Raw genomic sequence first — 12,462 nt, 5'->3', positions numbered from 1 at the left:
CTTTGCGTAAAGAGAAATACCGCCCGCGCCGCGCAGGCGCAAAATCCACTAACAGAATTGGATGAAAACACAAATTCCCTCTTGACAACCGCCATAAGATAGGATAGAATAATCACGTTCGGTGTAAAGGTGAATAGCTTTACACTTTCAAGGAGGCCCGCCGATGAAGAGCAAACCGCTCGAAATGAGCCTGCTGTTCGATTTCTACGGCGAGACGCTCACCGAAAAACAGCGCGAGCTGTTCGACCTGTATTATAATGAAGACCTTTCGCTTTCTGAGATCGCAGAGCATGCGGGCATCACTCGTCAGGGGGTGCGGGACAGCGTCAAGCGCGCCGAGCACGCCCTGCATGCAATGGAGCAGAAACTCGGCTTGGTCGCCCGCTACGGCGGTACCGAGCGCTGCGCGGAGGAGCTTGCATACGAGGTGGAACGCTTACGCACCCTGAACGCCGGCACACTGCACAGCAGCGAGGCGGACGAGATCGCGTCCCGCATGATGTCGCTGCTCGATCAGCTCAGGCAGGAGGCTTAACATGGCATTTGAAGGCCTTACCGAAAAAATTTCATCCGCATTCAAGCACCTGCGCAGCAAGGGAAGGCTGACCGAGGCCGATATCAAGGACGCCATGCGCGAGATCCGCATGGCGCTGTTAGAGGCCGACGTTAACTTTAAGGTCGCCAAGGATTTCATTAAGGCGGTCACGGAAAAAGCGACTGACGCTGAGATCCTCGAAAGCCTGTCGCCGACCCAGCAGGTCATCAAGATCGTAAACGAGGAGCTGGTCAGCCTGCTCGGCGGCCAGACCACCCGTTTGACCATATCGCCCAACCCGCCCACCATCGTGATGATGGCCGGTTTGCAGGGCGCGGGCAAAACCACCAACTGCGCCAAGCTGGCGGGATTGCTGCGTAAGCAGCAGCAGCGTCGCCCGCTGCTCGTTGCGTGCGACGTATACCGTCCCGCGGCGATCGACCAGTTAAAGGTGGTCGGCAAGCAGCTTGATATCGCCGTGTTCGAAGAAGGACAGGGCGATCCGGTCGAGATTGCCAAGCACGGCGTGGATTTCGCCAAGCGAGGCGGCTATGATTTGGTATTTCTGGATACCGCAGGCCGCCTGCATATCGACGAAAAGCTGATGGACGAGCTGAAAACCATCAAGGCAGAGGTCAAGCCGACCGAGATCATCCTTGTGGTGGACGCTATGACCGGTCAGGACGCGGTTGCTGTGGCGCAGAGCTTTGATGAAGCGCTCGGCATTGACGGCGTACTGATGAGCAAGATGGACGGCGACGCCCGCGGCGGCGCGGCGCTTTCGGTCAAGGCCGTTACCGGCAAGCCGATCAAGTTTGTCGGCACGGGGGAAAAGCTGGGTGATATCGAGCCCTTCCACCCCGACCGCATGGCCAGCCGTATCCTCGGCATGGGCGACGTGCTCACCCTGATCGAAAAGGCGCAGGAGTCCTTCGATCAGAAGCAGGCCGCCGAAACCGCCAAAAAGATGATGGCCGGCAAGCTGACGCTGACTGATTTTTACGATCAGCTGCAGCAGATGAAAAACATGGGCTCGATGGAGGAAATGCTCGGTATGCTGCCGGGGATGGACGCAAAAGCCCTCGCCGGTGCGAAAATCGACGAAAAGCAGATGGCCCACACCGAGGCGATCATCCAGTCTATGACACCCAAGGAGCGGGATAACCCCTCCATCATCAATTTTTCCCGAAAAAAACGCATCGCGGCAGGCTGTGGCCTGTCTGTGGAGCAGGTAAACAAGCTGCTCAAGCAGTTTGAAAGCATGCAGAAGCTGACCCGCCAGCTTTCCGGCATGGCGCGCGGCGGCAAGGGCAGGAAAAAGCGCCGCGGCTTTCCGGGACTCGGCGGCCTGAAGCTACCGTTCTAACGCTTTAACCTTGTTTGTAAAGAAATTTACAATAGATCATTTCTATTTCAGAGGAGGTGAAATATCCATGGTAAAGATCAGACTGCGCCGCATGGGCGCGAAGAAGGCTCCGTTCTACCGCATCGTTGTTGCTGATTCCCGTTACCCGCGTGACGGCCGCTTCATCGAGGAGATCGGCACCTACAATCCGCTGACCGATCCGGCTGCCATCAATGTTAACGCAGACCGCGCTCAGGAGTGGATCAAGAATGGTGCTCAGCCGACCGATACCGTTCGCGGCATCCTGAAGAAGGCCGGTGTGCTGAATTGAGTGAGGCTAACGAAATGAAAGAGTTGCTGACTTATATTGTCAAAAATCTGGTTTCCGAGCCGGATGCGATTGCCATCACCGAGGAGATCGACGGCGATAATGTCACCTTCTCCCTGCGCGTTGCGCCCGGGGACATGGGCCGCGTCATCGGTCGTCACGGCCGCATCGCAAAGGAAATCCGCACACTCATGAAAGCGGCAGGCAATCGTGAAAACAAGCGCGTTACAGTCGATATTCTGGACTGACAACTTCGTTTGAAACGGGTATAGCCCGTTCCAAACGAGGCACGCCCTTGTCAGGCTGCATCTGAAAGGGCGATCGCGCCGAAGCCCCGCAAAAATTTTGATTTTTGCAGTGCTTCGCCTTTGTATCAAAAGCACGGGCGAAGCCCGTACTTTTGATGAAAACCGCTTTGCGGTTTTCTGTTTTATGCGCCTGCGGGCGCTTTGAGCTGAAAATCGCCGCGGTGCGGCGATTTTTTTATTATATGCGTAACCAAGGTGCGCAGGAACCGGGCGGCGGCGCCCGATTTCCCCAATGAACCGGAGGATAAACCTATGCCGAAAAAATTTTTAGAAGCCGGAAAAATCGTGGGCACGCACGGCGTGCGCGGCGATTTGAAGGTACAGAGCTGGTGCGACAGCCCTGAGGTGCTGTGCGATTTTGATACCCTTTGGCTGGATGAAAAGACATCTGTTTGCGTGCAGCGGGCGCAGGTGCATAAAAATGTGGTGCTGCTGCATCTGGAAGGGGTGGACACGGTTGAGACGGCGGAGGCGCTGCGCGGCCGCGTGCTGTATCTGGACCGTGATGACGTTGAGCTGCCCGAGGATCTGGTGTTTATTCAGGATATTCTGGGCTTTGCGGTGTATGACCGCCGGGTATCGCGCGAGATCGGCCGCCTGCGTGATGTGCTGACCACCAATCCCGCGCATGACCTGTACGAGATCAAAACGCCGGAAGGACAGTTGGTCTATATCCCCGCGGCCAAGCCGTTTTTGCAGGAAATTGATATGCAGCAAGGCGTTATCTATATCGAAAGCATCGAGGGGCTGATCGAATGAAGATCGACATTATGACGTTGTTTCCCGAAATGATCGATGCGGTCATGCGGGAAAGCATCATCGGCCGTGCGCAGGAGAAAGGGCTGGTCGAGGTGCGGGCGACCAATATCCGGGATTACGCGACGGACAAGCACCACAAGGCGGATGACGCGCCCTACGGCGGCGGCCGCGGGCAGGTGATGCTGGCCGAGCCGCTGTATCTGTGCCATCAGGCACTCTGCGCGGGCGAGCAGGTGCACACGGTATTCCTCTCCGCGCAGGGACGTCCGTTCGATCAGGGGAAAGCGCGCGAGCTGCTTCGGCGGGAGCATATCATTCTGGTATGCGGCCATTATGAGGGTGTGGACCAGCGCTTTATCGATGCCTGTGTGGATGAGGAGATCTCGATCGGCGACTTTGTGCTGACCGGCGGTGAGATCCCGGCGATGGCGGTTGCGGATGCGGTATGCCGCATGGTACCCGGTGTGCTGCCCGATGAGCAGGCGTTTACGGCGGAAAGCCACTGGGACGGGCTGCTGGAGCATCCGCAGTATACCCGTCCGGAAAACTGGCGCGGACGCGCGGTGCCCGAGGTGCTGCTCTCCGGCCATCATGCCAATATCGAGGCATGGCGGCGGGAAATGAGCCTGCGCCGCACGCGGGAGGATCGTCCGGATCTGTTCGCACAGTTTACGCCGCAGGATAAGCAGGACCGCAGGCTGTGGGAGCGGATCTGCGGAGAAAATGGGGAGTAAGACATCGCTGCGCCGGTGAAAACACCGCCCGGCATCATCGGCAATTTTACGCTTTCGCACGGAAAAGATTGACCTTTCTCTGCGGACATTTTATAATAGAAGTAATATATGTACGCAGTCTGCTGCAGCGTCAGCGATGCCATAGGAGGATGAATCATGGATATGAAGAAATTGGCCGGCGATAAGGCCGCGGAATATGTGAAGGACGGCATGGTCGTCGGTCTGGGCACGGGTTCCACCGCTTACCACATGGTGAATGCCGTAGGTGAAATGGTGAAGAACGGCTTGAAGATTCAGGCGATCCCGACTTCCAAGGCAACCGAAGCGCAGGCACGTGAGCTGGGCATTCCGCTGCTGACGATCGACGAGCTGGATCATGTCGATCTGGCAATCGACGGCGTAGATGAGATCGATCCTGCCTTTAACGCCATCAAGGGCGGCGGCGGTGCGCTTTACCGGGAAAAGGTTGTGGCATCCATGGCGAAAGAAGTCATCTGGATCATGGATGAGAGCAAGCTGGTGGACAAGATCGGCGCATTCCATCTGCCGGTGGAGATCGCTCAGTACGGCTCCAAGCAGGCGATGGAGAAAATGGCAGCTTATGGATGGAATCCGGTGCTGCGTGTGAAGGACGGCAAGACCTTTGTAACCGATAACGGCAACTACATTGCCGACCTGCATCTTGGCGCGGGCTTTGATATTCAGGATGTATTCAGCAAGCTGACCGGTATGCTTGGCGTGCTGGAGCACGGTCTGTTCCTCAATATGTGTAAACGTATGATCGTCGGCTGCGCTTCAGGCGAGGTCAAGGTCATCGAAAACCCGTCTAAGTGACGGGCGGCAGCATATCGGACTGACGGGAGGGAAGATCATGGATCGAACCGATTTTACCGATCGCCCGGAATATTCTGATTTTTCAGAGTATTCGGATTACGGCGAACGTCCGCAGCGTATGGATCGCGCGGCCCGTCCGGAACGGCGTGACCAGATCCGGCGGCGGCCGCCGGTGCGCACCGGCGGCAAGCCCAAGGCGAAAATGAACTACCGCATGCTGCTGTGCATCGCGGTGCTGGTCAGCTTGGTGCTGGCGCTGCTGTTCTTTATTCTGTTTATGGTGCGCGGCAGCACGATCAAGGGGCTGAATGAAAAGCTCGATGCGCTCGGCAAGGAAAAGGATACGCTCAGTGCGCAGGTCACGACGCTGACACAGGAGAATCAGTCGATGCTGACCAGTCTGGCTGCCTCGCTGCCCGACCCCAAAACGGCGGAAACCGACAGCCTGCCTGATCTGATCCCGCAGCTGACCGAAGGCGTGTATGTGATTTACAGCACCGGTTCGCAGTATAAATACCTAAGTGTGCCGGCGGGCTTTTTGCAGGATAAGCTGGCTGCCTACCGGGATGATGCCGCGGCGTATAAGCCGGCAGAGGGAGACGCCCCCTTGTGCACGTATTATGTGCTGTTTTCCGACCGTGTGATCGGTTTGGCACAGGGAAATACCGGTTTTGTCAGCACAAACCGCACCGCAACCGGGGCAGCGACCTCGGTGCCGGCCGGCTTTATGGATTTTGTTGCTTCGTTCTTTGCTTAAAAGTAAATAAAACGACAAAAACACAGGGATTCAGGCTTGACAAGTCCGAATCCCTGTGTTATGCTGTTAAAAGCCGCATTGTGCAATGGCTTTTGTTAAGTGTGTCCGAAACCGGGCGCCGCCGTGCCAAGCGTGACTCTATAACGAAAGAGAGGGAAAACCACATGTATGCCATTCTGAAAACTGGCGGCAAGCAGTACAAGGTATCCGAGGGCGACGTGATCTACGTTGAGAAGCTCGGCATGGAGGACGGCGCGACCGTTACTTTTGACGAGGTTCTGGCCGTAGGCGAGGGCGATCAGCTCACCGTCGGCGCTCCTTACGTTTCCGGCGCTGCCGTAACCGGCACGGTCGAGAAGACCGGCAAGGGCAAGAAGATCAACATCTTCAAGATGAAGCCCAAGAAGGGTTACCGCAAGCGTCAGGGCCATCGCCAGCCGTACACCAAGGTGACCATCGCGTCCATCAAGGCGTAAGGCGGTGACAAAGGTCACTTTTTCGTCGCGGGGGGGCAAGCTCCTCTCGGTGGACATCCTCGGTCACGCGGGCTACGCGGAAGAGGGGGAGGACATCGTTTGCGCGGCGATTTCCAGCGCGGTCATGCTGACGCATGCGCTGCTGTTTGATGTGCAGAACATCCCGGTCGATACGCTGATCGAGGATGACGGCGCACATATCCGCATCACGCTGCCGCAGGGCGGGGATATGGAGCGCGGACAGGATGCGCTGCGGGCGCTCAAGCTGCATTTTAACGAGCTGGAACAAAACTATTCCGAATTTTTGAACGTAATGGAGGTGCACGCAGATGCTGAAGATTAGCTTACAGTTTTTCGCTCATAAAAAGGGCGTAGGTTCGACCAAGAACGGTCGTGACTCCGAGGCCAAGCGCCTGGGCGTCAAGCGCGCGGACGGCCAGACCGTACCGGCTGGCAACATCCTTGTCCGTCAGCGCGGCACGAAGATCCATCCGGGTCTGAACGTTGGCCGCGGCAAGGACGACACCCTGTTCGCCAAGGTAGAGGGCGTTGTTCGTTTCGAGCGTCTGGGTAAGGATCGCAAGCAGGTCTCTGTTTACCCGCAGTAAACGTATAGGGGGCTTCAGAAGCCCCCTATATACGAAAGCAAGTTTCTCTGAAACTTGCTTTCGATACCCGAATGACGCCGCCCAGAGCGGCTGGGTCAGGGTATAAAAAGTCAGGCACATGTCCTGACTTTTTATGAAAACCGCGTGACGGTTTTCAGATTGTATGCGCGCGGCGCGCGTTTTGGAAGAACAGAAATCCCAGACGGTTGTCTGGGATTTTGTTTTCATTCCCCAGAAAGGAGGAAAATGATGTTTATTGATGTTGCAAAAATCAAAATCGTATCCGGTAAGGGCGGCGACGGCAAGGTAGGCTTCCATCGGGAAAAATACGTTGCCTCCGGCGGCCCGGACGGCGGCGACGGCGGCCGCGGCGGTTCGGTTATTTTCAAGGTGGACGATAACCTGTCAACGCTGTTGGATTTCCGCTACAAGAAAAAATATGTGGCAGCCGCAGGCGAAAACGGCGGCAGCAAGCGCTGCAAGGGTAAGGACGGTGCGGATCTGGTCATCCGCGTGCCACGCGGCACGATCATCCGCGACCAGAAAACCGGACAGGTCATCAAGGATCTGTCGGACGATGAACCGTTTGTTGCGGCCAAGGGCGGCAACGGCGGCTGGGGCAATACGCATTTTGCCACGCCGACCCGTCAGGCGCCGCGGTTTGCCAAGCCCGGGCAGCCGGGTATCGAGCGCGAGATCGTGCTTGAGCTCAAGCTGCTGGCCGATGTCGGTCTGGTCGGCTTCCCGAATGTGGGCAAGTCCACGCTGCTGAGCATGGTTTCTGCCGCGCGGCCTAAAATTGCCAACTATCACTTTACCACGCTGGTGCCCAATCTGGGCGTTGTATCCGTGGGGGAGGAGCAGTCCTTCGTCATGGCGGATATCCCCGGTATTATTGAGGGCGCGGCCGAAGGCGCGGGGCTGGGGCATGATTTCCTGCGGCATATCGACCGCTGCCGCCTGCTGCTGCATCTGGTGGATGCGGCGGGCAGCGAGGGGCGCGATCCGATCGACGATATCGAGAAGATCAACACCGAGCTGGCCGGATACAGCGAATTTTTGGCAGCGCGGCCGCAGATCATCGTGGCTAACAAGACCGACCTGCTGGGCGATGACCGCGAGCCGGTCGAAAAAATCCGCCGCTATGCGGAGGAACACGGCCTGCTGTTTGCCGAGCTTTCCGCGGCAACCAATCAGGGTGTGAAAGAGCTGATCCGCCTGACTTGGCACGAATTGCAGCAGCTGCCGCCGGTGTTTGTGTATGAGCCGGAATTTGTCGAGACCGCACCGGACACGGCAGGCGAGCGCGAGTGGACGGTCGAAAAGGTCGAGGATTATTATGTGGTTTCGGGCGCATGGGTGGATAAGATCATGGGCTCGGTCAATGTAGATGACTATGAATCCCGCCAGTATATGGACAGGATGCTGAAAAGCGCAGGCGTTTACGACCGCTTGGAGCAGATGGGCGTGCAGGAAGGCGATTTTGTTGTCATCGGCGATCTGGAATTTGAATATGTGTACTGAGAGCGCATAATCATACGAAAACCGTGCAGACCGCTTGTGTCTGCACGGTTTCAGTCTGTCGAAAGAGTATTTTGTGATTGAGCGTGAGCAATACGCGCGGCAGCGCGCATGAAATAGAAAATTGCAGTCTGCTGCAATTTTTATAAAAAACCGCGACATGTGCGTGGTTTTTTATACAGGACGATGGAGAATTGTGCCCGAAGGGCGCGATTCTCCGTCGCAAATTCGATCGAAAGCGTGGTTTCGATCGAGAGTTTCAAGCCGTGCAGACCGCTTGTGTCTGCACGGTTTGTTTTTTGGGAGCACAGCAACGATTGGAAAAGGAAGAAGCATATGACGGAAAAACGAGAAAAGCAGATTTTACGGATGTCCTTTTTTTCTGGGCTGCTGTTTGCGGCCGCGGAATTTATTTTTGCGATTTACAGCCACTCGCAGTCAGCGCTGACAGATGCCGTGTACGATGCGTCCGAGCTGGTATTTATTGCGCTGCTGCTGTTTTTGACCCCGCTGTTCCATAAGCCGGTGTCGGAAAAACATCCGTATGGATATTTGCAGGTGGAATCGATCTTTGTCATCATCAAAGGCGTTATGATGCTGTCAGTCACGTTTGGCGTGTCCGCAGAGGTGTTGGATGCGGCGCTGTCGGGCGGCAATCCGGTTAATAATGCGCAGGTCGCGGCATTTCAGTGCTGTCTGGGTGTGGCGAGCACGGTGATCTTCCTGATTATGAAGCGGCTGAACCGCAACCTTTCCTCCCCGACGATTGAAGCGGAGCTGCTGGGCTGGCGGATGGATATTCTGTACAGCTTGGGGATGGCGGCGGCGTTTTTCCTTTCGCGCTATCTGGAGGAGACCCCGCTGGCCGCCGCTGCGCCGTATTTCGACCAGATCGTTGCAGTGCTGGTGATGGTGTTTATGCTGCCGGAAAATATACGGGTGCTTTGGCGGTCGGTCAAGGATGTATTTCTGTTTGCGCCCGATCCCGGCCTGACCGAGGAGATCAAGGAGATCTGTTATCCGGTGATGGAACAATACCGATTTTCTCCGGTCTTTTTTGATATCACTAAAACCGGGCGGCATTTGTGGGTTGCGGTGTATTTTCGCATCGCGGCGGACAGCCTTGCGGTAAACGAACTGGCAGATGCGCTGCAGGCGGTCAATGCTGAAATGGAAGCAAGCTTTCCTTCGTGCACCTGTGAGCTGATCCTTGTGCCGTAGCGCGGGAAAATACGGGATACGCGGCGCTTACTGCACGGTATAATCCTCTGCTGTTCCGGAAAGGGTGGCGCGCTGCCGTTCGCCGGTACTGTCGGCATAGGTGAAGGTGATCCCGGCCGCCAGCCGGTCGGTCACATCAATCGGAATATAGCCGTTGATGTGCAGCAGCAGCCGGTCGTTTTCCGCGTAAACCGTGTACGGCGCTGCCGCGGGGTCACGGTCCTGCACGATCGGGGCGGCAGCGGTGGCAGCGGCGGCAGGATCGCCGGTCAGGATGGCGGCGGCAAGCGCGCCGCCGTAGTCGGTAATGTGTGTATCTCGCGCACCCGGCGAGCGAACGGTAACGGTGGCGCTGCCATCCGTGTGCAGGGTGAGCACGGCGGCGGCTTCGATCTGCTGGCTGCCGATGTGCAATTTCAGTCCGGTGAATGTGCTGGGCAGTGCGCCCGCGCCGGCCACCAGCAGCGCGGCTGCGGCTGCGGCACAGACCAGCCGCTTGCCGTTTCGGCGCACAGGCCGGTGCGCGGTGTGCGCCGCCGCCTGCAGGCGGCGCGTCAGCAGCAGCTTTTCTGATTCGGAAAATTGCGGGGCATTTGCGGGTCGGTTCATGTGAATACTCCTTTCAGCTCGGTTTTGATCTGTTTTCTGGCGCGTTCGATCCGTTTGCGCAGCGCGGCGGGTGAAATGCCGAGCAGACGGGCGGCCTCATCGGGAGGGTATCCCTCGATCCAGAGCAGGACGGCTGCCGCGCGGTATCGCTCCGGTAAGGCGCGAACGGCATCGAGCACGTCGTTTTCGCCACCCGTGTCCGCTGCAACGGTACAGGCCTCCTCAAGGGCGGCACGGCGGCTGTGATGCGCGGCACGCCGCAGATTTTTACAGGCATTGCCCGCTGCGCGGATGACCCATGCCTTTTCATGCTCCGCACCGGAAAAGCGGCGGCGGCCGGTGAGCAGCTTGATAAACAGCTCCTGACAGATATCCTGCGCGTCCGCGCGGTTCAGGCCATGTGACAGGCACAGCCGCAGGATCAGGTCGGCATAGGTGCGGACAAAGCGGGCGGCATCCGCTTCCTGTGTCCATTCATACATAGGCGATCATCTCCTTTCACCCGGAACACACATGGGGCAGGCGTTTTGTGACAAACAAATCATACGCTTTTTGCCGGACAGCGGCAACAGCCGAACGAGCCGAAAAAATTGCGCTGAAAAATTGTTAAATTTTCTACAATTTGCACCTTTACTTTAGCTTCGGAATGCGGTATGCTGATAGAAGGAATGGTTTGCCCTGCCGAAATGGGCAAAATACCGCCCTGCATCCAAACAATTACTTGAATACAAGGGGGATATTTATATTATGAGAGGCGTAGAAACCCGCATTCAGGAGATCCGCCGGCGGATCTTCCGCGAGGTAGCGCGTATGGCCTACCATACCGAGTGGCCGACCGGCCGCCGTATTGAAGCCCTGCCGTATGAAATCATACCGGGTGAGATCGGCAACTTCCGCAACGATATTTTTCTGGAGCGCGCCATTGTCGGCGAGCGGCTCCGTTTGGCGATGGGCCTGCCCTGCCGCAGCGCAGCGGAGCATTCGCCGCTGTCGGATAATATCGACGCTGCGACACGCGAGGAGACGTATTACACGCCGCCGCTGATCAATATCATCAAGTTTGCATGCAATGCCTGCAAGGAGAACGAGATCATGGTGACCGACGGCTGCCAGGGCTGTCTGGCACATCCCTGTGTGGAGGTCTGCCCCAAGGATGCGATCACGCTCGACCGGTATAACGGCCGTTCGCATATCGATCAGGAAAAGTGCATCAAGTGCGGCCGCTGCGTAGATGTGTGCTCGTATCATGCGATCATCCGGCAGGAGCGTCCGTGTGCCGCCGCCTGCGGTGTGGACGCGATCCGCAGCGACAAGAACGGCAAGGCGGATATCGATTACGAAAAGTGTGTATCCTGCGGCATGTGTCTGGTCAACTGTCCGTTCGGCGCGATTGCGGACAAGTCGCAGATCTTCCAGGTGATCCGTGCGATCCAGGCGGGCGAGCGCGTGTACGCGGCAGTCGCGCCGGCGTTTGTCGGCCAGTTCGGCCCCAAGGTTACGCCGGGCAAGCTGCGCGCCGCGATGAAGCAGCTTGGCTTTGCGGATATCATCGAGGTGGCGATCGGCGCGGATCTGTGCGCCGCGCAGGAGGCGGAGGACTTTATCCGCGAGGTGCCGGAGGAACTGCCTTACATGGGTACTTCGTGCTGTCCGGCGTGGTCGGTCATGGCGAAAAAAATGTTCCCGGATCAGGCGAAGAATATCTCCATGGCGCTCACCCCGATGACGCTGACCGCGCGTTTGGTCAAGCACCACTATCCGGATGCCAAGGTCGCTTTCATCGGCCCCTGCGCGGCGAAAAAGCTGGAAGCTATGCGGAAGGACGTCCGCAGCGAGGTTGACTTTGTGCTGACCTTTGAGGAAATGACCGGTATTTTCGATGCCCGCCATGTCGATGTGGCCGCGCTTGAGGAAGATCCGCACGGCATCAACGACGCTTCGACCGACGGCCGCAACTTTGCAGTATCGGGCGGCGTGGCGCAGGCGGTTATCAATGTCATTAAGGAGAAGTACCCGGAGCGCGAGGTCAAGGTGGCCAACGCGGAGGGTCTGCGTGAGTGCCGCAAGATGATCATGGCGGCCAAGGCCGGTAAGTACGACGGCTATCTGCTCGAGGGCATGGCTTGTCCGGGCGGCTGTGTGGCCGGTGCGGGCACGATGCAGTCGATCAAAAAGTCGGCGGTAGCCGTGAATATGTATGCCAAGCAGGCAGAGCACCAGAGCGCGACCGGCACGGAGCATGTCAAGGAATTGGACAAGCTGGTCGATTAAATAACGGCGGCAGTGCGTGTAAGACAGCATTTGCCGTGCAAATGAAAAAAGTCAGGCCATGTGCCTGACTTTTTTCATGGGGATATGATCGAAAGCGCCGCTGCCGGTGAAAAATGCGGGCGGAGCCGTTTTGTATGCGGAGCGGGCGCATGACGG

Annotated in this window: 16 protein-coding genes; 14 read left to right on the top strand and 2 right to left on the bottom strand. The window is 57.4% G+C overall.

The window, feature by feature from the left end; translation table 11 throughout:
* The first annotated feature begins 163 nt into the window (after nt 1-163).
* The 13 genes from ylxM (at nt 164) to T363_RS0113905 (ending at nt 9,426) form a co-directional block, all read left to right on the top strand.
* Nucleotides 164-535: a YlxM family DNA-binding protein gene (ylxM, locus tag T363_RS0113970; protein WP_031476980.1), complete on the top strand. Its 372-nt coding sequence runs from the start codon at nt 164-166 to the stop codon at nt 533-535.
* Between the two features lies 1 nt (nt 536).
* Nucleotides 537-1,901: a signal recognition particle protein gene (gene ffh / locus T363_RS0113965; RefSeq protein ID WP_031476978.1), complete on the top strand. Its 1,365-nt coding sequence runs from the start codon at nt 537-539 to the stop codon at nt 1,899-1,901.
* Nucleotides 1,902-1,968: 67 nt separating this feature from the next.
* Nucleotides 1,969-2,211, top strand: coding sequence for a 30S ribosomal protein S16 (rpsP, locus tag T363_RS0113960; protein ID WP_031476976.1), 243 nt, complete (start codon nt 1,969-1,971; stop codon nt 2,209-2,211).
* 14 nt (nt 2,212-2,225) lie between these two features.
* The gene (locus tag T363_RS0113955; protein WP_031476974.1) at nt 2,226-2,456 is read left to right on the top strand and encodes a KH domain-containing protein; all 231 of its coding nucleotides are present in this window, start codon (nt 2,226-2,228) and stop codon (nt 2,454-2,456) included.
* 312 nt (nt 2,457-2,768) lie between these two features.
* On the top strand, nt 2,769-3,275 hold the full coding sequence (gene rimM, locus T363_RS0113945) for a ribosome maturation factor RimM (RefSeq protein WP_031476972.1): 507 nt from the start codon (nt 2,769-2,771) through the stop codon (nt 3,273-3,275).
* Nucleotides 3,272-4,009, top strand: coding sequence for a tRNA (guanosine(37)-N1)-methyltransferase TrmD (gene trmD / locus T363_RS0113940; RefSeq protein WP_031476970.1), 738 nt, complete (start codon nt 3,272-3,274; stop codon nt 4,007-4,009). The genes rimM and trmD overlap by 4 nt, the downstream gene beginning before the upstream one ends.
* A 156-nt stretch (nt 4,010-4,165) precedes the next feature.
* The gene (gene rpiA / locus T363_RS0113935) at nt 4,166-4,843 is read left to right on the top strand and encodes a ribose-5-phosphate isomerase RpiA (protein ID WP_031476968.1); all 678 of its coding nucleotides are present in this window, start codon (nt 4,166-4,168) and stop codon (nt 4,841-4,843) included.
* A gap of 37 nt (nt 4,844-4,880) precedes the next feature.
* Nucleotides 4,881-5,600 (top strand): hypothetical protein, encoded by a 720-nt coding sequence (locus T363_RS0113930; RefSeq protein WP_031476966.1) that lies wholly within the window; start codon nt 4,881-4,883, stop codon nt 5,598-5,600.
* Nucleotides 5,601-5,764: 164 nt separating this feature from the next.
* Complete coding sequence (gene rplU, locus T363_RS0113925; protein ID WP_031476964.1) at nt 5,765-6,076, top strand: 50S ribosomal protein L21; 312 nt, start codon at nt 5,765-5,767, stop codon at nt 6,074-6,076.
* A 4-nt stretch (nt 6,077-6,080) separates the two neighbouring features.
* Nucleotides 6,081-6,419: a ribosomal-processing cysteine protease Prp gene (locus T363_RS0113920; RefSeq protein ID WP_051643308.1), complete on the top strand. Its 339-nt coding sequence runs from the start codon at nt 6,081-6,083 to the stop codon at nt 6,417-6,419.
* A complete protein-coding gene (gene rpmA, locus T363_RS0113915; protein WP_031476960.1) occupies nt 6,406-6,684 on the top strand; it encodes a 50S ribosomal protein L27 in 279 nt (92 codons plus the stop codon). The genes T363_RS0113920 and rpmA overlap by 14 nt, the downstream gene beginning before the upstream one ends.
* Nucleotides 6,685-6,933: 249 nt before the next feature.
* Nucleotides 6,934-8,208, top strand: coding sequence for a GTPase ObgE (obgE, locus tag T363_RS0113910; protein ID WP_031476958.1), 1,275 nt, complete (start codon nt 6,934-6,936; stop codon nt 8,206-8,208).
* 333 nt (nt 8,209-8,541) lie between these two features.
* Nucleotides 8,542-9,426 carry a cation efflux transmembrane domain-containing protein gene (locus tag T363_RS0113905; RefSeq protein WP_031476956.1) on the top strand — a complete coding sequence of 295 codons (885 nt, stop codon included), beginning with the start codon at nt 8,542-8,544 and terminating at the stop codon, nt 9,424-9,426.
* A 27-nt stretch (nt 9,427-9,453) separates the two neighbouring features.
* Here T363_RS0113905 and T363_RS0113900 read toward each other — a convergent pair whose 3' ends face one another.
* A complete protein-coding gene (locus tag T363_RS0113900) occupies nt 9,454-10,035 on the bottom strand; it encodes a hypothetical protein (RefSeq protein ID WP_031476954.1) in 582 nt (193 codons plus the stop codon).
* Entirely contained in the window at nt 10,032-10,517 is a 486-nt protein-coding gene (locus T363_RS0113895; protein ID WP_031476952.1) for an RNA polymerase sigma factor, read from the bottom strand. Before T363_RS0113895 ends, T363_RS0113900 begins: the two co-directional genes overlap by 4 nt.
* A gap of 265 nt (nt 10,518-10,782) precedes the next feature.
* Between T363_RS0113895 and T363_RS0113890 the strand changes: the two genes are divergently transcribed.
* Nucleotides 10,783-12,306 carry a 4Fe-4S dicluster domain-containing protein gene (locus T363_RS0113890; protein WP_031476950.1) on the top strand — a complete coding sequence of 508 codons (1,524 nt, stop codon included), beginning with the start codon at nt 10,783-10,785 and terminating at the stop codon, nt 12,304-12,306.
* Nucleotides 12,307-12,462: the final 156 nt, after the last annotated feature.

It is taken from the genome of Agathobaculum desmolans ATCC 43058 (genome assembly GCF_000701665.1).
GTDB lineage: Bacteria > Bacillota > Clostridia > Oscillospirales > Butyricicoccaceae > Agathobaculum > Agathobaculum desmolans.
The sequence above is the reverse complement of the archived record's forward strand: the minus strand, read 5'-3'. Positions and strand labels throughout refer to the sequence as shown.